At 71.4% G+C, this 24,551-nt stretch carries 22 protein-coding genes; 16 read left to right on the plus strand and 6 right to left on the minus strand.

What is annotated here, in order from left to right; all coding sequences use genetic code 11:
• Positions 1 to 16: 16 nt before the first annotated feature.
• Positions 17 to 934 (minus strand): TIGR03621 family F420-dependent LLM class oxidoreductase, encoded by a 918-nt coding sequence (locus KIK09_RS50435; protein WP_214326741.1) that lies wholly within the window; start codon positions 932 to 934, stop codon positions 17 to 19.
• Positions 935 to 1,190: 256 nt separating this feature from the next.
• On the minus strand, positions 1,191 to 1,850 hold the full coding sequence (locus tag KIK09_RS50440; RefSeq protein WP_214326742.1) for a hypothetical protein: 660 nt from the start codon (positions 1,848 to 1,850) through the stop codon (positions 1,191 to 1,193).
• Positions 1,851 to 1,949: 99 nt separating this feature from the next.
• Here KIK09_RS50440 and KIK09_RS50445 point away from each other — a divergent pair, with 99 nt between their 5' ends.
• The 9 genes from KIK09_RS50445 to KIK09_RS50485 all read left to right on the plus strand — a co-directional run bounded on the left by KIK09_RS50445 (position 1,950) and on the right by KIK09_RS50485 (position 10,042).
• Complete coding sequence (locus KIK09_RS50445; RefSeq protein ID WP_214326743.1) at positions 1,950 to 2,711, plus strand: phytanoyl-CoA dioxygenase family protein; 762 nt, start codon at positions 1,950 to 1,952, stop codon at positions 2,709 to 2,711.
• The gene (locus tag KIK09_RS50450; protein WP_214326744.1) at positions 2,696 to 3,697 is read left to right on the plus strand and encodes a phosphotriesterase family protein; all 1,002 of its coding nucleotides are present in this window, start codon (positions 2,696 to 2,698) and stop codon (positions 3,695 to 3,697) included. The genes KIK09_RS50445 and KIK09_RS50450 overlap by 16 nt, the downstream gene beginning before the upstream one ends.
• Positions 3,643 to 4,824 (plus strand): cytochrome P450, encoded by a 1,182-nt coding sequence (locus KIK09_RS50455; RefSeq protein WP_214326745.1) that lies wholly within the window; start codon positions 3,643 to 3,645, stop codon positions 4,822 to 4,824. Before KIK09_RS50450 ends, KIK09_RS50455 begins: the two co-directional genes overlap by 55 nt.
• Entirely contained in the window at positions 4,824 to 5,609 is a 786-nt protein-coding gene (locus KIK09_RS50460) for an SDR family NAD(P)-dependent oxidoreductase (protein ID WP_214326746.1), read from the plus strand. The genes KIK09_RS50455 and KIK09_RS50460 overlap by 1 nt, the downstream gene beginning before the upstream one ends.
• Before the next feature lie 10 nt (positions 5,610 to 5,619).
• A complete protein-coding gene (locus KIK09_RS50465) occupies positions 5,620 to 6,480 on the plus strand; it encodes a Gfo/Idh/MocA family protein (RefSeq protein ID WP_214326747.1) in 861 nt (286 codons plus the stop codon).
• Between the two features lie 199 nt (positions 6,481 to 6,679).
• Positions 6,680 to 7,618, plus strand: a complete 939-nt coding sequence (locus KIK09_RS50470; RefSeq protein WP_214326748.1) for an ABC transporter substrate-binding protein — start codon at positions 6,680 to 6,682, stop codon at positions 7,616 to 7,618.
• On the plus strand, positions 7,618 to 8,643 hold the full coding sequence (locus KIK09_RS50475) for a FecCD family ABC transporter permease (protein ID WP_308164788.1): 1,026 nt from the start codon (positions 7,618 to 7,620) through the stop codon (positions 8,641 to 8,643). Before KIK09_RS50470 ends, KIK09_RS50475 begins: the two co-directional genes overlap by 1 nt.
• On the plus strand, positions 8,640 to 9,413 hold the full coding sequence (locus KIK09_RS50480) for an ABC transporter ATP-binding protein (protein ID WP_214326749.1): 774 nt from the start codon (positions 8,640 to 8,642) through the stop codon (positions 9,411 to 9,413). Before KIK09_RS50475 ends, KIK09_RS50480 begins: the two co-directional genes overlap by 4 nt.
• Positions 9,410 to 10,042 carry an adenosylcobinamide amidohydrolase gene (locus KIK09_RS50485; protein WP_214326750.1) on the plus strand — a complete coding sequence of 211 codons (633 nt, stop codon included), beginning with the start codon at positions 9,410 to 9,412 and terminating at the stop codon, positions 10,040 to 10,042. The genes KIK09_RS50480 and KIK09_RS50485 overlap by 4 nt, the downstream gene beginning before the upstream one ends.
• On the opposite strand, the gene KIK09_RS50490 is transcribed toward KIK09_RS50485, so the two are convergent.
• Both KIK09_RS50490 and KIK09_RS50495 read right to left on the minus strand, forming a co-directional pair.
• Complete coding sequence (locus KIK09_RS50490; protein ID WP_214326751.1) at positions 10,039 to 11,682, minus strand: hydantoinase B/oxoprolinase family protein; 1,644 nt, start codon at positions 11,680 to 11,682, stop codon at positions 10,039 to 10,041. The two genes, KIK09_RS50485 and KIK09_RS50490, sit on opposite strands and share 4 nt — an antisense overlap.
• Positions 11,679 to 13,700, minus strand: coding sequence for a hydantoinase/oxoprolinase family protein (locus tag KIK09_RS50495; RefSeq protein WP_214326752.1), 2,022 nt, complete (start codon positions 13,698 to 13,700; stop codon positions 11,679 to 11,681). Before KIK09_RS50495 ends, KIK09_RS50490 begins: the two co-directional genes overlap by 4 nt.
• A 103-nt stretch (positions 13,701 to 13,803) precedes the next feature.
• On the opposite strand from KIK09_RS50495, the gene KIK09_RS50500 reads away from it, so the two are divergent.
• From KIK09_RS50500 to KIK09_RS50525, 6 genes are all read left to right on the plus strand, one after another.
• Positions 13,804 to 15,279: a zinc ribbon domain-containing protein gene (locus KIK09_RS50500; protein WP_214326753.1), complete on the plus strand. Its 1,476-nt coding sequence runs from the start codon at positions 13,804 to 13,806 to the stop codon at positions 15,277 to 15,279.
• Positions 15,279 to 16,772 carry a serine/threonine protein kinase gene (locus KIK09_RS50505; RefSeq protein WP_214326754.1) on the plus strand — a complete coding sequence of 498 codons (1,494 nt, stop codon included), beginning with the start codon at positions 15,279 to 15,281 and terminating at the stop codon, positions 16,770 to 16,772. Before KIK09_RS50500 ends, KIK09_RS50505 begins: the two co-directional genes overlap by 1 nt.
• 58 nt (positions 16,773 to 16,830) lie before the next feature.
• On the plus strand, positions 16,831 to 17,487 hold the full coding sequence (locus KIK09_RS50510; protein WP_308164789.1) for a response regulator: 657 nt from the start codon (positions 16,831 to 16,833) through the stop codon (positions 17,485 to 17,487).
• 361 nt (positions 17,488 to 17,848) lie between these two features.
• Complete coding sequence (locus KIK09_RS50515) at positions 17,849 to 19,921, plus strand: DUF6421 family protein (RefSeq protein WP_214326756.1); 2,073 nt, start codon at positions 17,849 to 17,851, stop codon at positions 19,919 to 19,921.
• Positions 19,918 to 20,547: an SDR family NAD(P)-dependent oxidoreductase gene (locus KIK09_RS50520; protein WP_214326757.1), complete on the plus strand. Its 630-nt coding sequence runs from the start codon at positions 19,918 to 19,920 to the stop codon at positions 20,545 to 20,547. The genes KIK09_RS50515 and KIK09_RS50520 overlap by 4 nt, the downstream gene beginning before the upstream one ends.
• Positions 20,544 to 21,584: a threonine aldolase family protein gene (locus tag KIK09_RS50525; RefSeq protein ID WP_214326758.1), complete on the plus strand. Its 1,041-nt coding sequence runs from the start codon at positions 20,544 to 20,546 to the stop codon at positions 21,582 to 21,584. Before KIK09_RS50520 ends, KIK09_RS50525 begins: the two co-directional genes overlap by 4 nt.
• Here the strand turns inward: KIK09_RS50525 and KIK09_RS50530 are convergent.
• Both KIK09_RS50530 and KIK09_RS50535 read right to left on the minus strand, forming a co-directional pair.
• Positions 21,581 to 23,050 carry a phytoene desaturase family protein gene (locus KIK09_RS50530; RefSeq protein ID WP_214326759.1) on the minus strand — a complete coding sequence of 490 codons (1,470 nt, stop codon included), beginning with the start codon at positions 23,048 to 23,050 and terminating at the stop codon, positions 21,581 to 21,583. The genes KIK09_RS50525 and KIK09_RS50530 overlap by 4 nt on opposite strands.
• Positions 23,047 to 23,673, minus strand: coding sequence for a DUF305 domain-containing protein (locus KIK09_RS50535; RefSeq protein ID WP_214326760.1), 627 nt, complete (start codon positions 23,671 to 23,673; stop codon positions 23,047 to 23,049). Before KIK09_RS50535 ends, KIK09_RS50530 begins: the two co-directional genes overlap by 4 nt.
• 101 nt (positions 23,674 to 23,774) lie before the next feature.
• Here KIK09_RS50535 and KIK09_RS50540 point away from each other — a divergent pair, with 101 nt between their 5' ends.
• The gene (locus tag KIK09_RS50540; protein ID WP_214326761.1) at positions 23,775 to 24,491 is read left to right on the plus strand and encodes a thioredoxin-like domain-containing protein; all 717 of its coding nucleotides are present in this window, start codon (positions 23,775 to 23,777) and stop codon (positions 24,489 to 24,491) included.
• The last annotated feature ends 60 nt before the right edge of the window (positions 24,492 to 24,551 follow it).

The following is a 24,551-nucleotide window of genomic DNA, read 5'->3' on the forward strand; positions in this document are numbered from 1 at the left end:
GGACGGGAGGGGTGGGTCAGGTTGAGGCGAGGGATTCGGCGATGGGAGTGAAGGTGGGGAGGTCGCGTTCGTGGTGGAGGACGTAGTAGGAGATGTCGTGCTCGTCTCGCCAATAGCGGAGTTTGTCGGTGATGTCGTGGTGGGTGCCGAGGAGGACCTGGGGGGTTTCGTCCTGGGTCGTGGTGTGGGCGGCGCTCCAGGATTCGTTGGGTTTGCGGATGCCCAGCTGCATGATGCTGGTGCCTAGTTCGATGTCGTTGTAGCGGGGGCCGGCTGCTTCGCGGACTGTTTCGAGCTTGGCGAGGAAGGCCTTGAGGCCGCCGTCCGTGCCGTCGGGGCCTGTGCCGTCCGGGCGTACGCGCATGCCGAGGTTGACCACGTCCGCCTCGCGGGCGGCCAGGCGGAGCATGCGACGGCCACCGCCGCCGAGCAGCAGCTTCGGGTGCGGGCGTTGAAGCGGCTTGGGGTGCTGGTCGAGCGCGGTGATCCGGTAGTGGGCGCCCTCGTGGGTGAAGGGCTCGTCGCCCCACAGGCCCTTCAGTACGGCTATCGCCTCGGCGAGCCGGTCGACCCGGGTGCCGGGTGGCTCGAACGCCAAGCCTGCACCGGCGTAGTCGGCGGCCATCCAGCCCGTTCCCAGGCCCACCTCGAGGCGGCCGTCGGACAGCAGGTCGAGCGTGGCGGTCTCCTTGGCCAGCACGGCCGGGTGCCGGAAGTCGTTGGCGAACACCAGCGTTCCCACCCGCAGCCTGGTGGTCGCGCACGCGGCGGCCATCAGCGCTGCCACCGGCGCGAGACGCGGCCCGACCAGATGATCGGGAACCAGCAGGACGTCGAACCCGGAGTCCTCGAGCCGTCGCGCCTTCTCGGCCCACTCCCTCGCGGACTCAGCCCCCCGCACCACCGCCCCGAACCGGAACCGCCTCCCCGCCATGCCCCACCCTCCCTACCAACCAAGCGCTAGTCTCGCAAACCTATGCCCCGCCACCCACCCATGTCATGCCCCCGGCCATCTGGAAGGCCAGGCTCGGGCGGGTGCGAGAGCGCTAGAACGTGAGGCGGGTTGTGGCGCAGATGGGGGAGGCGGGCAGGGCGGGGGAGTTGATGCGCTGGCGGGATGGGAGAGGCAGTGCGGGTGAGGAGGGAGGTCGAGGGGCAGCCGGCGCGTGGAGGATGCGGGGAGGGTGGGGTCACGAAGTGGGTTTGGGGAGGGCGAGGGCGACCGAGCCCATGGCGGCGGTCATGACCAGCCAGGCGACGGCCGCGACGAGGTTGGACAGGCCCGCCAGCCAGGCCACCGGGATCAGGAACGGCGCGACGAGGAGGAGGATCGCCGACCAGGCGGGAGCCGACTTGCCCAGCAGGGCGGCCACCCCGAGCAGGACGATTCCGAGGAGCCCGGGGAAGAAGGTGAACCCGAAGACCGAGGTGGGCAGGCCGTTCTCCATCGTGTCCAGCAGCTTGGCGGTCGCCTGGGTGTCCAGGCCGCTCTTGAGCGCGGCGTAGATCGTGCTGCTGGAGTCAGGCGTGAACGGGATGACCAGGATGAACGCCAGGATCATCCCGACCAGCCCGAGTACGGGCTTGCCCGCCCTGCCGACCTTGCTGATGGCGAAGATGGCGGGGATGAGCGTGACCGCGCTCAGCAGGCTCAGGTAACTGCTCGTGGAGAAGCTGTCCAGGTGGGCGGCGAAGTCCTTGACCAGCGGCTCGCCCTCGGCGGTGGCCTTGATCGGGTCGATCACCAGCGTGAGGGCGACCACGAGCGGGGAGACCACCGCGCAGGTGATCATCGCGAAGCGCGCGAAGGTGTCGGCTCCCGTGCTGGGGGCCGTGTCGAGAGTCGTCATGATCTGAGGGTCGCTCGACGCCTCCCGGACTGCATGAGTAGTCCCTACTCAAAAACGAGCCCTTACCAAGCGCTTGCTTTAGATGCGAGACTCGGGGACATGGAGATCCCGGTGCGGCACGCGACCGACGACGAGGTCGCCTTCTTCGACAGTCACGGCTGGGTACGCCTGGCGGGGCTGGTGGACCCGGGCACGGTGGCGGCGCTGCGCGAGCGGGCCACGACCTACCTGGAGGCCCGCGGGCGCGAGCACCGCACCCTGGTCGACCAGGCCTTCGGCCAGTCCCGTGACATCGCGCAGACCGACGACCTGTTCAACGCGGCCGCCCGCGCGATGGGCGGCAACGCCGTACGGTTGCTCCGCGGCGTCGAGGCGGTCCGCATCCAGGTGACGAACCTGCTGGTCAAGGAGCCGGGCGAGCACCGGGCCACGGAGTTCCACCAGGACTTCCCGTGGATGCCGATGGACCGCTCGGCGATGCTGACGGTCTGGCTGGCGCTGGTGGACGTCCCCGCCGACATGGGCTCGCTGCGCTTCTACAACGGCTCCCACCGGTACGGCCTGCTGGGCCGGAGCTTCACCCGCGCCGGGGACGACCAGCTGACCCAGCATCCGTGGCTGAAGGAGCTGGAGCTGTCGCCGCCACTTGACCTGAAGGCGGGCGACGCCACGGTCCACCACGCGCTGACCGTGCACGGCGCCCCCGCCAACCAGCGGGACACCCCGAGGCTGTCGTTCACGGTGACGTACTTCGACGCCGACGCCCTCTACACCGGCATGCCGTACCAGCAGACGGACGGGCTGGGGCTCGAGGCGAACAAGCCCTTCGACCACGCGAGGTTCCCATGCCTGAGACCGTGAGAGGGCACGTCGACGACCTGGGCGCGACGCTCATGCACGAGCACATTTTCGGCCTAAGTCCCGAAATCCTCTGGAACTGGCCCGATATCCCAGAAAAGTGGGACCTGTCGGAGCGGGCGGCGGAAGCCGCGGGGAAGCTCGACGCGCTGAAAGCGGAAGGCATCGACTCCGTCGTCGACCTGACCGTGGTCGGCCTGGGCCGCTACATCCCCGCCGTCCAAGCGGTGGCCGAACTGACCACGGTCAACATCGTGGCCGCCACCGGCCTGTACACCTACGATGCCCTGCCGCCGTACTTCGCCAACAAGGGCCCGGGAACCCTCTTCGGCGGCCCCGACCGCCTGGCCGAGTTCTTCGTCAGGGACATCGTCGAGGGCATCGGCAGGACAGGCGTCAAGGCGGCCATGCTCAAGTGCGCCAGCGACCACCTGGGCATGACCAAGGGCTGCGAGCGCGTCTTCCGCGCCGTCGCCGAAGCCCACCGGGCGACAGGGACGCCGATCACCACTCACAGCTCCCAGCCGGGAGGCCTCGAACAGCAACGCCTGCTCGAGTCCCTCGACGTCGACCTGAGCAGGGTCGTGATCGGCCACGCGGGCGACTCCACCGACCTGGACTACCTCGAGGAGCTCATCGCCGCGGGCTCCTACCTGGGCATGGACCGCTTCGGCATCGACTCGATCAGCCCCTTCGAGGACAGGGTCCGCGTGGTGGCCGAGCTCTGCGAGCGCGGCCACGCGGGCAGCATGGTCCTGTCGCACGACTCCTACTGCTTCAACGACCGCTTCGACGCCGAGGTGGTACGGCGGCGGCACCCGAACTACCACCTGCTCCACATCCCCCGGGACGTCCTGCCCGAGCTGCGCAAGCGCGGCGTCACCGAGGAGCAGATCCACCAGATGCTCGTCGACAACCCGCGGAGGATCTTCGGATGGACTTCGACGTCACCGCCGACTGGCACGTCGCCTCGCCGTACGACTTCCTGAGGAGGCTCCGCCACGAGCGGCCCGTCTTCCACAGCGAGCACCTGGGCGCCTACGTGCTGACCCGCTACGCCGACGTGCGCGCCGCCTACGGCGACCCGCGCCGCTTCTCCTCGGCGGGCTCGCTGACGATCTCGCGCAGCCTGACGGAGGAGACGAGGGCCAGGCTGGGCGAGCACGGCTCGTTCCTGTCGAGCTTCGTGGCCAACGTGGACCCGCCCGACCACACCAGGCTGCGCAGGTCGGTGTCGAAGGCGTTCACGCCGCGCGCGGTCGCCGCGATGGAGCGGCTGTTCCGCGAGCTCAACGAGGAAGCCGTGGATCGCGTCGCCGGGCAAAGACAAGCGGACTTCGTCGCCCAGATCGGTCACGAGCCGTCGATCAAGCTGACCGCCCGCTTCATCGGCGTGCCCGAGGCGGACGAGACGTTCGTGCAGACGCACGTGAAGGACTGGTTCCAGTTGTTCCTGTCGCCGCAGCCCGCGGCGCGGCAACTGGAGCTGGCCGACAGCTTCCTGGAGTACCTGGACTACGTCGACCGGCTGGTCGCCGACCGCCGCAAGGAGCCCAGGGACGACTTCACCTCGCTCATGGCCGGCGCCGAGGGCCTGTCGCACCGCGAGGTGGTCGAGCTGATCTCCACGATCCTGCTCGGCGGCAACGACACCGTGCCCAACCAGCTCGGCAACACCGTGCTGCGGCTGCTGCGCGAGGGCGCGTGGCCCGTGCCCGCCGAGAAGAGGCAGAACTGCGTCGAGGAGTGCATGCGCATCGACGGCGCCTCCCTGGGTTCCTTCCGGTACGCCACGACCGATATTTCGCTTCATGGGGTGACGATTCCGGCGGGAGCGCTGGTGCTGCTGTCCACCGACTCGGCCGCCCATGACGAGACCGTCTTCACCGACCCCGAGCGCTTCGTGATCGACCGCCCCAACGCCGACGCGCACCTGGTGTTCGGCTACGGCATCCACTTCTGCGTGGGCGCCGCGCTCGCCCGCCTCCAGTTGCGGACCGCGCTCGAGGTGCTCGGGCGGCGCCTGCCGTACCTCAGGCTCGTCGACGGAGAGCCGATCGCCTACCGGAAGTCGATCGTCGGACGGGGACTGCAGGCGCTGCGGGTGGCCTGGTGATGCGGCGCTTCGACGGCCAGGTGGCGCTGGTCACGGGCGCGGGGTCGGGCATCGGCGCGGCCTGCGCGGCCCGCCTGGCGGCCGAGGGCGCCTGCGTGGGCGTGCTGGACGTGCGCGCGGCGGCGGCCAAGGCCTCGGCGTCGGCCATCCGCGGCCACGGCGGCACGGCCGTGGCGCTGACCTGCGACGTCTCGGACGAGAAGCAGGTCGAGAACGCGGTGGCCGAGCTGGTGGCCTCCTTCGGGCGGCTGGACGTGCTGCACTCCAACGCCGCCGCGCTCGGGCGCGACGTCTACGGCCGCGACGACGACGCGCTGGACGCCGCCGTGTGGGACAGGACCATGGCCGTCAACCTGCGCGGCGCGATGCTCATGGTCAAGCACACGGTGCCCGCGATGCCCGACGGCGGGGCGATCGTCATCACCTCGTCGGTCTCCGGCCTGACCGGCGACACCGACCACGCCGCCTACGGCACCTCCAAGGCCGCCATCGGCGGCTTCGTCCGCTACGTCGCCACGATGTACGGCAATCGCGGCATCCGCTGCAACGCCGTGGCTCCCGCCCTGGTCATGACCGAGGAGGCCAGGCGGGCACTGGGACCCGCGCGGCTGGCGGAGAAGCGGGCGGAACGCCTGCTGCCCTGGCCGTGCGAGGTGGCCGACGTGGCCAACCTGGTCTGCTTCCTGGCCTCCGACGAGGCCCGCTGCATCACCGGCCAGACCGTGGTGATCGACTCGGGGACCCTGGCGCACCGCCCCGAGCACGCGATCAGGCAGGCCCCATAAGGTTGATCCCATGGATCCGGTTTCGGTGGGTTTGGTAGGGGCGGGGCCGTGGGCGGAGATGGCGCACGCGCCGATGCTGGCCAAGGGGCCGCACACGCGGCTGGCGGGCGTGTGGGCGCGGCGGCCCGAGGCGGCCGCCCGGCTGGGCGCCCCGGTCTACGAGCGGATCGAGGAGCTCTTCGACAACTGCGAGGCGGTCGCGTTCTGCGTGCCGCCGGCCGTACAGGCGGAGCTGGCGGTCAAGGCGGCGGCGGCCGGCAAGGCGCTGCTGCTGGAGAAGCCCCTGGCCGACTCGATCGAGGGCGCGCGCAAACTGGCCGAGGCCGTGCAGACCCATGGCGTGGCCTCGCAGATGATCCTGACCATGCGCTACGCCGCCCAGACGAAGGCCTTTATCGCGAAATGCCGGGAAATTGAGCCGTTCGGTGGGCATGCTGCCAACATCTCCAGCGTCCTGGTGGGTGACCACCCGTTCGGCACGCCGTGGCGCAAGGAGCGCGGCGCGCTGCTCGACGTCGGCCCGCACGTGATCGACCTGCTGGACGCCGCGCTCGGCAAGGTGACGGGCGTGCGCGCGCACGGCGACCCGCGGCAGTGGACCGGGCTGCTGCTCGACCACGAGGGCGGCGCTGTCAGCGAGGCGTCCCTGTGCATGGCCGCGCCCGGTGACACGCCGCCGTCGTTCTTCGCGGTCTACGGCCGCGCCGGCAGCGCCGTACTCGAGGCCTTCGACGACGACCCGCTGGAGACCGTCGCGGCGGAGTTCGCCCAGACGGTACGGCAGGGCGGCGGCCACCCGCTCGACGCCGCGCACGGGCTGCGGCTGCAGGAGATCGTCGCCTCGGCGGAGGAGCAGCTGGCGGGCCCTTGACTTCGGGTCCATCTGGAGAATTGATAGCGTTTGTCCGACGCGCAGTGTTGCAGCGAAGTCCGGTGCGAGTCCGGCGCTGTCCCGCAACTGTCATAGCCAGGTCGCCTGCCTCTGCGCTGACGTCATCAACCCTCGTGGAAAAGGGTGATCCGTCCATCAACGCGGGTCTCTCGGTTCCGACAGTGTGAAAGGACTCCTCGTGAGGCCCGTACGCATGGCCTTCGCGGGCGCGCTGCTGGGAACGCTTGCTCTGGCCGGATGTGGCCAGAGCACCACCCCCACCGCCGCCCCCCAGAAGCAGGAAGCATCGGCGGACGCCGCCTTCCCCGTCACCGTCGAGGCGGGCAACGGCAAGGTCACGATCGCCAAGAAGCCGCAGCGGATCGTGTCGCTGTCGCCCACCCACACCGAGACGCTCTTCGCGGTCGGCGCGGGCCCCCAGGTCGTGGCCGTCGACGCCTTGTCGAACTACCCGGCCGAGGCCCCCAAGACCGACCTGTCCGGCTACAAGCCGAACGTCGAGGCCATCGTCGCCAAGAAGCCCGACCTGGTGATCGTCTCCGACGACATCAACAAGGTCGTCGCCGAGCTGGGCAAGCTCAACGTGCCCGTGCTGCTCGAGCCGGCCGCGACCAAGCTGGACGACGCCTACCAGGAGATCGCCGAGATCGGCGCCGCCACCGGCAACAAGGCCAAGGCCGACGAGGTCGTCGCCGGCATGAAGAGCGAGATGGGCAAGCTCGCCGCCGGCGCCCCGCAGAAGAAGCTCACCTTCTACCACGAGCTCGACCAGACGCCGTTCGGCGTCACGTCCAGCACGTTCATCGGGCAGATCTACTCGATGTTCGGCCTGACCAACGTCGCCGACAAGGCGCCGGACGCGGCGGGCGGCTATCCCAAGCTGTCGGCCGAGTTCATCGCGCAGGCCGACCCCGACCTGATCTTCCTGGGCGACGTCAAGTGCTGCCAGCAGAGCAAGGACACCCTGGCCAAGCGGCCCGGCTGGAAGAGCCTCTCGGCGATCAAGAACGACCACGTGATCCAGCTCGACGACGACATCGCCTCCCGCTGGGGCCCGCGCATCGTCGACTTCGCCAAGGTCGTGGGCGACGCCGTCGCCAAGGCGTCCGCGAGCTAGTGGTCAGGCCGTCGAGAGCACGGCCGCTGTGGCTCGCGGCGGCGCTGCTCGTGCTGGTCGCGTCCATGGTCGCCGGGCTGCTCGGCGGCGCCGCCGGCATCTCCCCGTGGCAGGTGGTGCTCCAGGCGGTCGACTGGCTGCCGTTCGTGCACGTCGACTCGGGGCTGGCGCCCGTCGAGCAGGGGCTGCTGTGGGAGATCAGGCTGCCCAGGGTGCTGGTCGCCGCCGTCGTCGGCGGGCTGCTCGCCATCGCCGGGGCCGGGTACCAGGGCGTGTTCCGCAACCCGCTGGCCGACCCCTACCTGCTCGGGTCCGCCGCGGGCGCGGGCCTGGCGGCCACGCTCGTCATCGCGCTGGTGCCGAACTCGGCCGTGAGCATCCCGGTGGCCGCCTTCGCCGGAGCGGTGGGCGGCGTGTTCCTGGCCTACGTGCTGGGCAACGCGTCGGGACGCTCCGGCGGCACCGCCACGCTCGTGCTGGCCGGGGTGGCGGTCACCTCGTTCCTCACCGCGATCCAGACGTTCGTGCAGCAGCTCAAGGTCGAGGAACTGCAGCGCATCTACTCCTGGATCCTCGGCGACGTCGCCGGCGGCTGGGACCAGTTCCGGCTCGTGCTGCCCTACGCCGCGATCTCCGCCGTCCTGCTGCTCCTGCACGGCCGCGTGCTCGACGTGCTGTCGGTCGGCGACGAGGAGGCCACCGGCCTGGGTCTGCGCGCATCCCGCGTACGGCTGGTCGTCCTGCTGGCCGCCTCCCTGGCCACCGCGGCGGCCGTGGCCGTCAGCGGGCTGATCGGCTTCGTCGGGATCGTCATCCCGCACGTGGTCAGGCGGCTGGCCGGCGGCTCCTACCGGATCGTGCTGCCGATGTCGCTGATCGGCGGCGCCGCGTTCCTCGTGCTGGCCGACCTGCTGGCCCGCACCGTGATCGCCCCTGCCGAGCTGCCGATCGGCGTCGTGACGATGTTCGTGGGCGCGCCGTTCTTCGTCGGCGTGCTGCGGATGACCCGGCGGACCGAGACGTGATCTCCATCAGCGGGCTCACCGTCACGCTGGGCGCCAGGCAGGTGCTGCGCGGCGTGGATCTGCAGGTGCCCAGAGGGCAGTGGCTGGCCGTCATCGGCCCCAACGGAGCCGGCAAGTCCACGCTGCTCAAGGCCGTGATGGGCCTGGTCGCCCAGCACGGCGAGATCACGCTGGACGGCAGGCCCGGCCGCGCCCTGCGGCCCAAGGAACGCGCCCGCCTGGTGGCCTACGCGCCGCAGTCGCCCGCGCTGCCGCCTGACATGAGCGTGTTCGACTACGCCCTGCTCGGGCGCACGCCGTACATCTCCTATTTCGGGCGGGAGAGCAGGGGGGACCGCGAGGTGACCGCGGGCGTGCTGGAGCGGCTGGACCTGGACGCCTTCGCCGGGCGGCGGCTGGGCGAGCTGTCCGGCGGCGAGCGGCAGCGCGTGGTCCTGGCCAGGGCGCTGACCCAGCAGGCGCCGGTGCTGCTGCTCGACGAGCCCACCACCGCGCTCGACCTCGGCCACCAGCAGCAGGTGCTGGAGCTGGTGGACCGGCTGCGCCTGGCCGACGGGCTGACCGTGGTGAGCACGCTGCACGACCTGACCGTGGCCGGCCAGTACGCCGACACGCTGCTCCTGCTGGCCGGCGGGCTCGCGGCGGCCACCGGCAGGCCCGCGGAGGTGCTCACCGAGGCGCTGGTCGGCAAGCACTTCGACGCGCAGGTCAAGATCGAGCCTGGCCCCGGCGGGCGGCCCGTCGTCCACCTGGTGAGAGGCGCCGCATGAGGCTCGGCTACCGCGACGAGGACGGCGAGCGGCTCGGGTCGCTGCTGTGGGAGTTCGGGCCCGGATGGCGCATGATCTCCTCGGCGATGCTCGGCGGCGGCATCGGCCCGCGCACCTGGGTGCTGAACGCCCAGGTCGCGGCCGGGTACTCGCGCATGGACCCGGTCGAGCACCTGATCGAGCTGGGACCCGGCGGCGACGGCGGCGTGGGCATGATGACCGCCGCCTCCGTCGAGCGGCACGTCACCGCGCAGGACGAGGGCGTCGAGGCCACCGCCACGGTCGGATTACGCGTCCCGACCTGGGCGGCCGCGCCCGCGGGCACGGTCGATCCCGAGCTGGCGCCGATCCGGGTGGGGACGATCAACATCCTGGTCGTCGTGCCCGTTGCCATGACCGACGCCGCGCTGGTCAACGCCGTCATGACCGTGACGGAGGCCAAGACGCAGGCGCTGGTCGAGGCGGGCTTCGCCGCCACCGGCACCGCCTCTGACGCGGTCTGCGTCGCGGTGCCCGACCACGGGACGCCGGAGATCTTCGGCGGGCCGCGCTCCGACTGGGGCGCCCGCATCGCCCGCGCCGTCCACGCCGCGGTCCGCCAGGGTGCCCGCGCCTGGCGCAGCCGCTAGTAGTCGCTCTCCCGTGTGACGCGCCCCGCGCGCAGGTCCTCCGCCACGGCGGAGCGGTCCCGTTCCGCGGGCGGCCCGAGACCGGCGCCGCCCGTGGTCTCGACGATGAAGGCCTCACCCGCCGCGAAGCGGACGTTGTTCACCTTGGACGCGAGCCGCTCGACCGTGCCGTCCAGGTGGCGCTTGAAGAAGCCGCCCAGCCTGCCCGGCCGCCCGCCGTCGCGGCCGGGCGGGGCCAGGCGCAGCCGGTCGCCGCGCGTGGTGACGTGGCAGTCGGCCAGGAACCGGTAGACCGTCCGCGAGCCGAGCCCGCCGCGGTGCCGGCCCGGGCCGCCCGAGTCGGCGATCGTCTCGATCGACTCGACGATCAGCGGGCAGCGGCTCTCGACCGGCTCGACCTGGGGGACGGAGTTGCGGCCGATCCCGAAGTGCACCCCGGTCGCGTCAGGCCCGTCGAGCCCCTGCCGGGCGCCGACGCCGCCGAAGTCGTAGGCCAGATGGATCCAGTACGGCGCGCCCACCGCCGCGATGGAGAACGGCTGCAGGATCCCGCTGGCCGCGATCGCCCGCTCGGGCATCGCGTCCGACAGCGCCTGGAAGACGGCCTCCATGGCGGCGTAGATCGGCACATAGCGGCCCCCGCACGGGTAGGGCCGCCGGGCGTTGAGCAGCGACCCCTCGGGCAGCCGGACGTCGATCGCCCGCAGGCACCCCTCGTTCATCGGGATCGTGGCGTCCAGGAAGCACCGCACCGCGAACACGGCCGCCGCCAGCGACTGCGAGGCCGAGGCGTTGATGGCTGCGGGCACCTGCGGCCCCGTGCCCGCGAAGTCCACGACCACGGTGCTCGGCGGGCCCTCGACGGTGATCGTGACCTGGACGTGGTGGGAGGTGTCCAGGTCGAGGCCGTCGTCGTCGATGGGGTAGGAGGCCCCGTAGGCGCCCGGCGGGAGGTCGGCGAGCGCGGCCCGGGTGCGCGCCTCGGTGTAGTCCAGGTACTCCTCGACGCCGGCCGCCAGGCCCGCCTCGCCGTACTCCTCGAGCAGCGACTCGACGCGGGCGGCCGCGACCGCCGTGCCGGCCACCAGGGCCCGGACGTCGCCCATGACCTTGTCGGGGGTGCGGCTGTTGGCGCGCAGGATCGCCTCGACGGCCGGCTCGACCCCCTCCGCCGTGGCCAGCCGTACCGGGGGCAGTTGGAGGCCCTCCAGGAAGATGTCGGTGGCCAGCGGCGCCATGCCGCCCGCCGACAGCCCGCCCAGGTCCGAGACGTGGATCATGGTGGCGGTGAAGTACGCCACCCGCCCCGCCCAGTGCACCGGGCGGAAGACCAGCAGGTCGTTGGTGTGGACGCCGCCGCGGTAGGCGTCGTTGAGCACGTAGACGTCGCCGGGGCGCATCGACTCCGGCGGCACGTCCTCGACCAGGGACGGGAGCGCCACCCGCAGGGCCATGCTGTTCATCAGCGTCGTGGCCATGGAGTGCGCGATCAGGCGCCCGCCGGCGTCCAGGATCGCGGCCGAGGCGTCGGAGCCCTCCACGATGAACGTCGAGTACGCCGACCTGACGACCACGATGCTCGCCTCCTCGGCGGCGACCACCAGCGCGTTGCGCAGCACTTCCGCGGTCAGGTCCGTCATCGTCTCTCCAGGCGTACGGCGAGCGTCCCGTCCACCGCGGCGCTCCAGCCGGGCGGGACGACGATCGTGGCCTCCGGGTCCTCGATGATCGCCGGGCCGTCCAGGCTGTTCAAGCCCTCTCGGGTGAGGACGGGGACGTCGGTGTAGCCGCCGGTCTCCGGGAAGTAGGCGGGTCTGCCGGCCGCCGTCCGCCTTGCGCCGGGCTCCGCCGTACCCGTTCTCGCCGCACCGGCGCCTGGGGCGGGTCCGTCGGCGGGTGCGGCGATGGGGTTGGCGGGCGGCAAGGTGAGGCGGACCCGGTAGCTGACGATCTCGATCTCGCCCTGCTGGGCTATGCCGTACACCTGGCGATATTTCGCGAAGAAGCGGGATGCGAGCTCGTCGTGTGACTCGCTCCAGGGCACGGTGAGGTCGTGGGACTGGCCCTTGAAACGCATGTCAACCGAGCGGCTGACCTCGCCGCCCGGGACGCCGAGGTCGGCGGCCGCCTCCGCGGCGAGCGCGTCGAAGATCTCCGCGGGATCCGGGACGCCGAGCCGGGACAGGACGCGTTCGGTGGACAGGTTGCCGGTGAGGAGCCCCGCGGCCGACGCAACGCCGCAGTGCGGGGGGACGATCACGCGCGAGATGCCGAAACGCCCGGCGACCCCGGCCGCGTGCATCGGGCCGGCGCCGCCGAAGGCGACCAGCACGAAGCCGCGCGGATCGATGCCCCGCTGCACCGTCACCACGTGCACCGCCGAGGCCATCGAGGCGCTGACGATCTCGTGGACGGCGTGCGCCGCCTCCGCCCGAGTCACGCCCAGCGGCCCGGCCAGCCGGTCGAGCGCCTTGTCCGCGAGCGCCGCCGTCAGCGGGATCGAGGCGGACGACAGGTAGCCGAGCACCAGGTTCGCGTCCGTCACCGTGGGCTCGGAGCCGCCGAGCCCGTAGCAGGCGGGACCGGGGGAGGAGCCCGCCGAGTGCGGCCCGACCCGCAGCGCGCCCGCGCCGTCGAGCCAGGCGATGCTGCCGCCGCCCGCGCCCACCTCGGCCAGGTCGATCGCGGGCGTCTTGATCGGCACCCCGGTGCCCGCCCTGCGCCCGCCGAAGCTGCCCTTGCCGCCCACGTGGAACTCGTGCGTGATCTCGGGGCTGCCGCCGCGCACCACGCAGGCCTTGGCGGTCGTGCCGCCCATGTCGAAGGAGATCACGTCCGGATGCCCGGTGGCCGCGGCCGCGAGCACGCCCGCCGCGGGACCCGACTCGATCGTGGAGACTGCCCGTCTGGCCGCCAGCTCGGCGGAGATCACGCCGCCGCCCGACTCCATCACGTGGACGGGCGCCGAGATCCCCAGCTCGGCCAGGCGGGCCCGCAGCCGCGTCAGGTAGGAGGCCATGAGCGGGCCTATGTAGGCGGACATGATGGTCGTGGTGGCGCGCTCGTACTCGCGGATCTCCGGCCACACCTCCGACGAGGCCACCACGTTCCCGACCGTCTCCCTCAGGATCGCGGCCACCGCCTGCTCGTGCGCCGGGTTGGCGTAGGAGTGCAGCAGGCAGACGGCCGCCGACTCGATGCCGCGGCGGCCGATCTCCGCCGCGGCCCGCCGTACCGAGTCCAGGTCCAGAGGCTCGAGCACCTCGCCGCGGGCCGAGACGCGCTCGGCCACCTCGAAGCAGTCGGCCGGGTCGACGGGCGGCGGCGGGGGAGTGAAGCGCAGGTCGTAGCGGTCCTCCTCGACGCGGGCGTAGCGGCCGAGCGGGATCACGGAGCGGAAGCCGCGCGTCGTGACGTAGGCGACCCTGACCCCCTTGCGCTCCAGGACCGCGTTGGTGGCCAGCGTCGTGGCGTGCACCACCTGGGTGACGAGCGCCGGGTCGAGGTCGCCGAGGACCTGCGTAACGCCGGTGGCGATGCCCGCGATGGGGTCATCGTGGGTGCTCAACCGCTTGGCGACCGTGATCTCGCCCGCGGGGGCCCGCAGGACCACGTCCGTGAAGGTGCCCCCGACGTCGACGCCGATCGCGTAGCCCACCGGAGTACCGTAAAACCCCTACCAAGCGCTTGTCTACGAGCCCGTCCCTTGACTTACGGCACGCGCTTGGGACCCTGGTCGTATTACTCAGTTGGGAGCGGAGATGGCGCGTCTCACAGCGGTTGCCGGCGGCCTCGCGGTGGCGCTGGTGTTGCTGGCCGCCCCAGCGATGGCCCATGAGCACCCCAGCGGCATCACCGACCTGGTGACGCCGGCCGTGGTCCGGGTCGAGACCTTGGCGCACGTGGAGGTCACGCTGTTAGACCACATCGGCGAACTCGTCCATGTGGAGCGGTCCTACGACATCCCCATCGGCGTGGGCACCGGCATCGTCGTCAGCCCCGAGGGCGGGATCGTCACGCTGAAGCGGGTGGTCAAGACCGACAAGGACCTCGCGGTCTACGCAGCGAACAAGGTGTTCAGCGAGCACCACAAGGTGAAGATCCCGCTGGACTTCGCCAAGCACCACGTGAAGGACGACCAGCTGGACCACCACCTGCAGGAGTGCTACCCGCCCAAGACCAGCACCTCCAACTGCCTCTTCAACATCACCACCAATATCCTGGTATTTCCGAACATCTCTCCGCCTGACCCGAAGGGCCTGAAGGCCGACCTGATCACGGCGGGTGACACGCTCGACAGCCCGGCCGTGCTGACCCTGTCCAGCCGGGTCCTGGGCAGCCTCGGCATGCCGACCGCGCCGCTGGCCGACAAGGTGCCCGACGCCGAGGGCTCGCCGACCAACGTGGCCGGGTTCCTCGGCCGGCCCGCGCCCAACGTTCCGTACACCGTGGACATCGCCCACCTGCGCAAGGGCGGCCAGGGAGACGCGCAGGGCAGGCAGTTCGCCGACCCGGAGAAGAAGGCCGACGAGCCGGTCAAGCTGGGCAAGCTCATCGACCAGGGATTCCTCGGCGCCCCCGTGATCGGCGACAAGGACGGGCACGTCGTCGGCATGCTCTTCGGCGGCGGCCAGGACGGCAGGATGATCGGGGTGCGCGAGATCACCGCCGCGCTGGCCAAGGCCGGGGTCGCCCCGCGCCGCGGCGCCATCGACTCCGCCATGGAAGCCGCGCTGACGCGCTACCACACCAAGTACTACACAGAGGCGGCCTCCGGCTTCCAGCGCGTGCTCGAGCTGTACCCGGGCAACGTGGTGGCCGCCGGGCTGCTGAAGATCTCCCTGCAGAAGCGCGGCACCGCCGAGGACGCGGGCACCAAGCAGGCCGTCTCGCCCACGCCCAGATCCCTGCCGCTGTGGCCGTTCATCGTGGCCGCCGCGGTGCTGCTGGTCGCCGCGCTGGCCGGAGCGTTCCTGCTGTGGCGGCGCCGGGCGCCTGAGGACAAGCCCGACGAGCCGCCCGCGCCGGTGGCCGCCGTGCCGCCCCAGCCGTTCGACGAGGGTGCCAACCCCACCGTGTTCGTGCAGCGCTCGCAGCCCTTCCAGGTGGTTCCCCGGCAGCAGCCCCTGATGACCGCCAACGAGCAGCCATCCGTCAAGTACTGCACCGAATGCGGCATGCGGCTCGGGCCCGCGCACCGGTTCTGCGGCTACTGCGGCCACCCCATCGAGACGTGATGCAGGTGAACGACAGATCTCTCATCGGCCAGGAGGTGGCCGGGTACTACATCGAGGACATCGTCGGCAAGGGCGGCATGGCCGTCGTCTACCTGGCGCTGGACCCCCGCCTGTCCAGGCGGGTCGCGCTGAAGATCCTCAACCCCGTGCTCAGCGTGGACGAGCGCTTCCGCCAGCGCTTCGTGCTGGAGTCCAGGACGGTCGCCAGCATCGAGCACCCCAACATCATCCCGATCTACGAGGCCAACGCCGACGCCGACGGCGTGCTGTACATCGCGATGCGCTACGTCGACGGGCTCGACCTGCGCCGCCTGCTCTACGAGAACGGGCCGCTGCCGGTCGGGCAGGCCAACCAGATCTTCGCCCAGGTGGCCGCCGCCCTCGACGCGGCGCACGCGCACGACCTGATCCACCGCGACGTGAAACCGGCCAACATCCTGCTCGCCGGGGACCACGTCTACCTGACCGACTTCGGCATCACCAAGCACCGCACCTCGATCTCCGGGCTCACCCAGACCGACCAGTTCATCGGCACGCCCCGGTACATGTCGCCCGAGCAGATCAACAAGGAGCACATCGACGGCCGCTGCGACCAGTACGCGCTGGCCTGCGTGATCTACGAGGCGCTGTCGGGCCGCCTGCCGTTCGAGCGCGACAACGACATCGCGCTGCTGTGGGCACACCTCGCCGACCGTCCCGTGCCCCTGTCGCACGTACGCCCGGAGCTGCCGCCCGAGGTCGACGCCGTGATGATGCGGGCGCTGTCGAAGTCGCCCGAGCAGCGCTTCCCCTCCTGCACCGTCTTCGTCACCGCGCTGCGCGATGCCATCAGCGGCCAGCCGGTCGACACCCAGCCCCGCGCCGCCGCTCCCGTGCCCCGGCCGGCCCGCCCCGGCCGCCTGCCCATCGTCGCCGTCACCCTGGTCGCCGCCATCGCGGCGCTGACCCTGGTCGTGCTGATCGTCATGAACCAGCGCGGCGACTCCTGGTCGACCTATCAGAAGAGCACCGCCGCGCCACTGACGTTCAGCTATCCGGCCTCGTGGACCGCGCGCAACCACGGCGACCTGTTCGCGCTGACCTCACCCAAGCACGACGAGTTCGACGCGCTGTTCGTGGGCGGCGCAGGCGCCGACTGGTCGGCCGTACAGCCGATCATCAACGACGACCCCGACTCCGCCTCCGGCTTGTACGTCCAGGTCTCCGACACGCTCGACCCCGCCGCCAGCGACGAGCAGATGAAGACCATCCTCGAGGGCCTGCTGCCCGGCAAGGTCGAGCTGGGCAAGCCCGTCCAGGACCGGGCGGGCGACCGCGACGCCACCCGTTACGACGGCTCCCTGCACGACCCCAGGAGCGGCTCGGGGCTCGGCTTCGTCAGCTACGTCATCGACCGGCAGCCCAAACCCGTGCTGGTGCTGTACTTCTGCGCCCGCAACAGCTGCGACGACGCCACCGAGCGGCGCATCGCGCAGAGCGTGCATGTGTTCTGACTTGCAAGCGACTTGGACCCGCTTTCGTCCTGCCCGGCCCAGCGTCTACCCTCCGGGTGTGGGCATACGCATTGTCATCGTGGACGACCAGGCCATGGTCAGGGCCGGCCTGCGCATGATCGTGGAGAGCGAGCCCGGCATGGAGGTCGTCGGCGAGGCCGGCGACGGGCGCGAGGCCATCGCCGTGGCCCGCCGTACCCGGCCGGACATCGTGCTGATGGACATCTCGATGCCGCGCATGGACGGCGTCGCCGCGGCCAGGGAACTGCTCGACACGCCCCACCCGCCCAAGGTCATCACGCTGACCACCTTCGACACCGACGAGAACCTGTACGCGGCGCTGCGCGCGGGCACCAGCGGGTTCCTGCTCAAGGTGTCGCCGCCCGAACAGCTCATCGCGGCGATCAAGCTCGTGCACGCCGGTGACGGCCTGCTCGACCCCGCCGTCACCAGCCGCGTCCTGGCCTCCTTCGCCGCCCGACCCGACCCCACGCCCTCGCCCCGCCTCCAGGAGCTCACGCCCCGCGAGCTGGAGGTCCTGCGCCTGCTGGCCCGCGGCATCACCAACGCGGAGATCGCCCGCGAGCTGTACGTCGGGGAGGCCACGGTCAAGACCCACGTGGCCCGTGTCCTCATGAAGCTCTCGTTGCGCGACCGCGCCCAGGCCGTGGTCTTCGCCTACGAGTCCGGCGTGGTCAGCCCCGGAGCCGCCTGACCTGGCTGGCACGCTCCAACCCCCGGCGGCCCGCTCCGCGCCCGGTACGGGGGGACGGGAGCGGAGCGGGGGTCGCAGGAGGGGGCGGATCCGCCGCTGAGCGGGGGGCGGGGCGGCGGATCCGGTCGCGGCACGGTCGCCCCGGGCGGCGTGGCACCCCTGGCCGTGCTCGCGACGGTTCGGAATCGGCTTCGCCCGGGGCGACCGCTGGCTGAAAACGTAGGAGAGCACGGGTCAATGCGGGGTTAGCGCCACGTAACCGAACGCACACGCTGTCTCGCCATCCGGGAGGGTGTGGCGTTGCATGCCGCATGTGTGTGTATATTTTCCGTCAGAAGGTCGTAAGTACAGGAGATATTTCATGCGGTCTTTCCCCAAGGTGCTGTTCGACGAAGCCCACAGCGAGTCGTGGACGATCCGCCGCGAGGTCGCCGAGTCCATCAACCCCGGCCATCCCGACGACAACAGCTACGCGCGCGCCGCCGAGCAACTGCGCCACCTGGGGCATGCCGTGGCGGCCCACACCGAGGGCCCGATCGAGCCGGGAACGCTCCAGGACCAGGACGTGCTGGTCATCGCGCACCCGTCGGGTGAGCGCTGGGAGCGCACCACCGGCCAGGGCAGCCCGGTCTTCAGCGGGGCCGAGGTGGACGCGATCGCCGACTACGTCCGCGACGGCGGCGGCCTGGTCGTGCTCGCCGAGGAGGAGCAGGACAAGTACGGCAACAACCTCGCCGACCTGCTCGCCCGCTTCGGCGTCGGCGTCGAGCACACCACCGTCCGCGACCCCAAGCGCGCGCACAAGGACGTCGCCACCTGGGTGCTCGGCGAGCCCGCCACCCGCGACGGCATCCTGGCCGGCGTCAAGTCCGCCGCCTTCTACCGCTCCGGCGCGCTCACGCTGCTGCCCGAGCTGTCCGCCAGCGCCACCGTGCTGTTCCGCAGCTCGCCGACCGCCGCCCCGGCCGCCGCGCCGCTGGCGCTCGCGCTGACGTACGGCCACGGCCGCGTCGTGGTCTTCGCCGACTCCGACCTGTTCGGCGACGACTCGATCGAGGACTACGACCACCGGCGGCTGTGGGGCAACCTGGTCACCTGGGTGGCCCGCGTGCCCGCCGACGGTGCGGCCGGCCGTACCGAGTCCCCGGTGGCGGGGCTGTTCGCCGACCTCAAGGCGAGCGTGGAGGAGCTGCGCCCGCTGCAGGTCAAGGACGGCTCGGTGCCGCAGGACAAGGAGCGCGCCAAGACCCTCGTCGAGGCCGTCAGCACGAAGATCGGCAAGATCGCGCCGCACTTCCCGCATGACGCCGACTACCTCCAGGCCGTGCGGAACGACCTGGCCAAGTGGGTCGAGCAGGACCTGGGCGTGCCCGACTTCCTGGACTCGCTGAACCTCTTCCACCCCGACAGCCAGCGCGTCGACGGCCTCGAGCACCTCGTGGTCTTCCCGATGTACACCCAGAACGGCAACCTCAACCGCAACCTCGAGGCCGTCTGGATCCGCACGATCTGGCCCGACTGGCTGGCCAGGCTCGAGGCCGGCGGCTACGACAACCCGATGTTCGTGCCCATCGCGTTCGAGGACTTCACCTCCGGCTACGACACCCACTCGGCGGTGCTGTTCCCCGAGACGGTCGCCGTGAGGCAGGCGCCCGAGCGCTTCACCTGGGGCGGCATCTTCGCCGACCGCGAGGCTGCCCGCTTCCGCCGCGTGTCGAAGGCGGCCACCCAGACGCTCAAGGTCGACCTGCCGCCGGACGCCGCCCGGCTCCTGGACTCCCAGCAACTGGCCCAGGACACGTTCGTGATGTGGGACCTGATCCACGACCGCACGCACAGCCACGGCGACCTGCCGTTCGACCCGTTCATGATCAAGCAGCGCATGCCGTACTGGCTGTACTCGCTGGAGGAGCTGCGCTGCGACCTGACCGCGTTCGGCGAGGCGGTCGAGCTCGAGCGGCAGGGCGTGGCGCACGCCCGCTACGTGCAGCACGCCATCCTGTTCGACCGGCTCTTCCGCTTCCCGATCACCGGTGACCGGGTGCGCAACTACGACGGGCTGGGCGGGCAGCTGCTGTTCGCCTACCTGCACCGCAACGACATCGTGCGGTGGACCGACAACCGGCTCTCGATCGACTGGGAGCGGGTGCCCGACGGCGTCGCCGACCTGCGCGGCGAGGTGGAGAAGCTCTACCGCGACAGCATCGACCGCTCCAAGCTGGCCCACTGGCTGGCCGCCCACGAGCTCGTCAGCGCCTACGTCGAGCCGAACCCGGCCTCGACCTGGGCCAAGGGCATCCAGGCGCTGCCGGAGGAGCAGAAGGCCAAGGTGGACGCGGTGCTGTCCGATGAGTTCCCCCTGAGCATGTTCTACGAGGCACTGCGCCGTAAGCTGGCCGATGTGGTCGAGTCCACGAAAGGCATCCGCGCATGATCATCCTCATCACCGGCTCGGCCGGCCCCACCGGCCAGGCGGTGTCCCAATATTTCGAGAAAAACGGGCATACCGTGATCGGGGTCGACAAGGACGACGTCGACCTTCTCGACCGCGATGCCGTACAGGCCCTCGCTGACGCGATCGAGCGCGACCACGGCCGCGTCGACGGTGTCGTGCACCTGGTCGGCGGCTGGCGCGGCGGCAAGACGTTCGCCGACACCAAGCTGGAGGACTGGGACACGCTGCACGACCTGCTGGTCCGCACGCTCCAGCACGTGTCGCTGGCCTTCGAGCCGCTGCTGCGCAAGAGCGAGAACGGCCGCTTCGTGATCGTGTCGGCCAAGGCGGCCGAGAAGCCCAGCGCGGGCGGCGCCGCCTACGCCGCGGCCAAGGCGGCCTCCGAGGCGTGGACGCTGTCGCTGGCCGACGCGCTGAAGGACACCCCCTCGGCGGCGACGATCCTGGTGGTCAAGGCGCTGGTGAACGACGAGATGAGGGCCGCCAGGCCCGAGGCGAAGTTCGCCGGGTTCACCGACGTCGACGACCTGGCCACGGCCGTCGGCGGGCTCTTCGAGCTGCCCGCCTCCGAGGTCAACGGCGCACGACGGGACCTGACCGCGTGAGGCACGACCCCGAGCTCAAGGCCTTCGCCAGCGACAACTACGCCGGCGTCCACCCCGAGATCCTGCGGGCCATCGCCGAGGCCAACGGCGGCCACCAGATCTCCTACGGCGAGGACGTCTACACCGAGGCGCTCCAGGGGATCTTCCAGGCGCAGTTCGGCGAGCAGGCCGCGGCGTACCCGGTGTTCAACGGCACCGCCGCCAACGTGGTCTCGCTGCGCTCGATGGCCGCCCCCTGGCAGTCGGTCATCTGCGCCGACACCGCCCACATCCACACCGACGAGGGCGGCGCCCCCGAGGTCGTGGCCGGGCTCAAGCTGTTCACCGTCCCGACGCCCGACGGCAAGCTCACCCCCGAGCTGATCGACCGGCAGGCGTGGGGCTTCGGCGACGTGCACCGGTCACAGCCGCGCGTGGTGTCGATCTCCAACAGCACCGAGCTGGGCACCGTCTACACGCCCGCCGAGATCAAGGAGATCGCCGACCACGTCCACGGGCTCGGGCTGCTGCTCCACCTCGACGGGTCGCGCCTCACCAACGCCGCCGCGGCGCTCGACGTGCCGCTGCGCGCGCTGACCACCGACGCGGGCGTGGACGTGCTGTCCTTCGGCGGCACGAAGATCGGGCTGCTGTACGGCGAGGCCGTGGTGGTGCTCAACCCCGGCGCCGTGTCCGGGATCGACTACATCCGCAAGACGTACATGCAGCTGTCGTCCAAGATGCGCTTCGTGTCGGCGCAGTTCGAGGCGCTGCTGTCGGGCGAGCTGTGGCTGCGCAACGCGCGGCAGGCCAACGCGATGGCCGCCAGGCTGGCCGCGGCCGTGCGCGACCTGCCCGGCGTGGAGGTGCCGCGGCCGGTCGAGGCCAACGCCGTCTTCGCCCGCCTGCCCAGGGACGTCATCGAGCGCCTGCAGAAGCGCTTCCGCTTCTACCTGTGGAACGAGGCGCTGAACGAGGTGCGCTGGATGTGCTCCTTCGACACCACCGAGGCCGACGTCGACGCCTTCGCCGCGGCCCTGGCAGAGGAGCTCGGCTAGCGGGTGTCGTGCAGGGCCAGGCGGGCGGCCTGCCAGCCGCCCACGCCGTGCGCGCCCCCGCCCGGCGGCGTCGCCGAGGAACACAGGTAGACGCCGGGCAGCGGGGTGCGCCACGGCGCCGGTGACCACACCGGGCGCCTGACGAACTGGCCCAGGCCGGCCCAGCCACCGCCGATGTCGCCGCCGACCAGGTTCGGGTTGACCGCCTCCAGATCGGCGGTGGTCATCGCGTGCCTGGCCAGGATCCGGTCGCGGAAGCCGGGGGCGTGCCGCTCGATCTGCGCCTCGACGGCGGCCGTCATGTCCGTCGTCGAGCCGTTCGGCACGTGGCAGTACGCCCACAGCGTGTGCCCGCCCCTGGTCGGGTCGGCCGCGTACGGCTGGACGAGCAGCACGTACGGCCTGGGCGAGTGGCGGCCCGCGGCCACCTCGGCCTCGCTCAGCGCGATCTCCTCCATCGTGCCGCCCAGATGGACCGTTCCCGCGGCCTCGACCGCCGGATCCCGCCACGGCACCGGCCCGTCCAGCGCCCAGTCGAGCTTGAACACGCCCGGCCCGTAGCGGTAGCGCTCGAGCGCCCGCCGGTAGCGCGGCGGCAGGTCGGCCATCGACAGCAGCTGCCTGGGCGTCACGTCGAGCACGATCACGGGCGCGTCCAGCTCGCTCAGGCTCCTGACCCGGTGGCCTGCCACGGCCACCCCGCCCAGCTCCCTCAGCCTGGCCACCAGCGCGTCGGCCAGCACCTGGGATCCGCCCCTGACCAGCGGCCAGCCCACCAGGTGCGCGGTGGCCGCGAGCAGCAGGCCGTACCCGGCGGTGATGGGGGAGCGCAGGTCCAGCACCGAGTGCGCGGCCATCCCTGCCAGCACCGCCCGCCCCTCGACGGTCCTGAACACCCGCCTGCCCACGGTGGTGGCCGGCAGCGCGCCCAGCGCGCCGAACCGCGCCGCCGCGGCCAGCGTCGCCACGCTGGGCACCTCCCAGGGCCCCAGCGGCCGCAGCAGCAGATCCGTCAGCGCGAGCCCGGCCCGCGCGGCAGCCCCCACGGTGGCCCGCCACGCCGCGCCGTCGCGCCCCAGACCCGCCGCCGTCCGCTCGGCGTCCCGATACACCAGTACGGCAGGCCGCCCGTCCAGCGGGTGCGCCGCCGCCACCGCGGGATGCACCACCTCGACACTTGATCCGAGGGAAGCCCGGGAGCGCGCGCCCGCCGTACCGGGGCCCTGAACGCGCGCGTCGTGCAGGATGCCGAGCGAGCGGAAGGCGGGGGAGGCCAGCGCCATGGCCATGACCGTGGCGCCCAGGTCGTGGACGCGGCCGGGAAGCGTGAGCTCGGCCGAGCGCAGCCCGCCGCCGAAGGCGTCGGCGGCCTCCAGCAGGAGCACCCGGCGCCCGGCGGAGGCCAGGGTCACGGCGGCGACGAGCCCGTTGGGCCCCGAGCCGACCACGACCGCGTCGGGCCTCACTTCAGGATCGAGGGAAGCGGCTGGGCGCCCCGCTGGCGCAGCATCTCGGTCATCAGCTTGATCTCGCCCGTCTGCCCATTGATGATCTTCTGGGCCATGCCCACGACCTCGTCGCGGTTGGACAGCTTGACCAGCCCCTGCGCCATCTGCAGCCCGCCCTCGTGGTGGCGGATCATCAGCTGCAGGAACACCACCTCGGCCGCCGTGCCCTGGGCGTCCTTGAGCCGGGTCAGGTCCTGCGGCGAGGCCATCCCCGGCATCGAGCCGCCCGCGGCGACGGGGCCGTGGCCGCCATGGGCCATCCAGGCCATCGCGGGCCGGTCGCCGGTCTGGTCGAGGCCCCACTCCTGGAGCCAGCCGAGGAACATGCCCCGCTGGGTGGACTGGGTGGTGATGATGTCGTAGGCCAGGTTGCGGACGTCCTTGGAGGAGGACTTGTCCCTGATCGTGAACGACATGTCGACGGCCTGCGCGTGATGCGTGGCCATGTCGCGGGCGAACCCCGCGTCAGCGGAGGCGTCGCCCGGCGAGCCGCTCCTGCCCAGCACGACGAAGACGGCAGCGGCGGCGACGACGAGCACCGCGAGGGCGATGAGAAGCGATCTTTTGGCGGGCTTTTCCATGGCGAGTCCAGCCTACCCACCTGTGGGCCCCACGGTCTTATTCACCGCATACGCCCCGAGGGCATAGGGTGACCCGGAGTTGGTTGGCCGATGGAGGAACGATGACGAAGGAGAAGGCGCAGGCGCGACGCGAGCATCTGCAGAAGATGCGCGCCGAGCAGAAGCGCAAGGAGCGCCGCGCCGCGACGCTCATGTGGGGAGCGGGCGGCCTCGTGGTCGTGCTCCTCGTCGGCTTGGTCGGGTTCTACCTGATCAAGCAGGCCCGTGAGACCTCGCTCGACGCCGTCGCCAACTACAACTACAAGGCGGGCGAGCACGTCTGGAACCCTGTCCAGTACAAGGAGACCCCGCCTGTCGGCGGCCAGCACAACAACTACTGGCAGGCGTGCGCGGTCTACGACAAGCCCATTCACAACGAGCACGGCGTCCACTCCCTCGAGCACGGCGCGGTGTGGATCACCTACCGGCCCGACCTGGCCAAGGACAAGGTCGCCGCGCTGAAGAAGGTGGCCACCTCCACGGGCCAGCAGGACTACATGCTGGTCAGCCCGTATCCGGGCCTGCCCTCGCCGGTGGTGGCGAGCTCCTGGGGCCACCAGCTCAAGCTGGACGACCCCGAGGACCCGAGGCTGCCCGCCTTCATCAAGAAGTTCCAGAACGGCAAGGACACCCCCGAGCCGGGCGCCATCTGCGGCGGTCCTGACGCCATCACCACGACGGCCGACCAGGCCCCGCTGCCGCCGCAGCCGAAGAACAACCAGCAGCAGCAGCAGCCGATGCCCACCGAGACGATCTCGCCCTCGCCCACCAAGAAGTAGCCACCAAGAAGAGCGCGCCGCTGCCCACCAGCGGCGCGTTTTTCGCTTTCCGCCAATGCG

This window comes from Nonomuraea sediminis, assembly GCF_018531495.1.
Lineage (GTDB): Bacteria > Actinomycetota > Actinomycetes > Streptosporangiales > Streptosporangiaceae > Nonomuraea > Nonomuraea sediminis.

Excerpts from the sequence above, each read along its gene's own strand:
- KIK09_RS50435 (WP_214326741.1), bottom strand. The coding sequence starts at position 934 with ATGGCGGGGAGGCGGTTCCGGTTCGGGGCGGTGGTGCGGGGGGCTGAG.
- KIK09_RS50440 (WP_214326742.1), bottom strand. The coding sequence starts at position 1,850 with ATGACGACTCTCGACACGGCCCCCAGCACGGGAGCCGACACCTTCGCG.
- KIK09_RS50445 (WP_214326743.1), top strand. The coding sequence starts at position 1,950 with ATGGAGATCCCGGTGCGGCACGCGACCGACGACGAGGTCGCCTTCTTC.
- KIK09_RS50450 (WP_214326744.1), top strand. The coding sequence starts at position 2,696 with ATGCCTGAGACCGTGAGAGGGCACGTCGACGACCTGGGCGCGACGCTC.
- KIK09_RS50455 (WP_214326745.1), top strand. The coding sequence starts at position 3,643 with ATGGACTTCGACGTCACCGCCGACTGGCACGTCGCCTCGCCGTACGAC.
- KIK09_RS50460 (WP_214326746.1), top strand. The coding sequence starts at position 4,824 with ATGCGGCGCTTCGACGGCCAGGTGGCGCTGGTCACGGGCGCGGGGTCG.
- KIK09_RS50465 (WP_214326747.1), top strand. The coding sequence starts at position 5,620 with ATGGATCCGGTTTCGGTGGGTTTGGTAGGGGCGGGGCCGTGGGCGGAG.
- KIK09_RS50485 (WP_214326750.1), top strand. The coding sequence starts at position 9,410 with ATGAGGCTCGGCTACCGCGACGAGGACGGCGAGCGGCTCGGGTCGCTG.
- KIK09_RS50490 (WP_214326751.1), bottom strand. The coding sequence starts at position 11,682 with ATGACGGACCTGACCGCGGAAGTGCTGCGCAACGCGCTGGTGGTCGCC.
- KIK09_RS50500 (WP_214326753.1), top strand. The coding sequence starts at position 13,804 with ATGGCGCGTCTCACAGCGGTTGCCGGCGGCCTCGCGGTGGCGCTGGTG.
- KIK09_RS50505 (WP_214326754.1), top strand. The coding sequence starts at position 15,279 with ATGCAGGTGAACGACAGATCTCTCATCGGCCAGGAGGTGGCCGGGTAC.
- KIK09_RS50515 (WP_214326756.1), top strand. The coding sequence starts at position 17,849 with ATGCGGTCTTTCCCCAAGGTGCTGTTCGACGAAGCCCACAGCGAGTCG.
- KIK09_RS50520 (WP_214326757.1), top strand. The coding sequence starts at position 19,918 with ATGATCATCCTCATCACCGGCTCGGCCGGCCCCACCGGCCAGGCGGTG.
- KIK09_RS50535 (WP_214326760.1), bottom strand. The coding sequence starts at position 23,673 with ATGGAAAAGCCCGCCAAAAGATCGCTTCTCATCGCCCTCGCGGTGCTC.
- KIK09_RS50540 (WP_214326761.1), top strand. The coding sequence starts at position 23,775 with ATGACGAAGGAGAAGGCGCAGGCGCGACGCGAGCATCTGCAGAAGATG.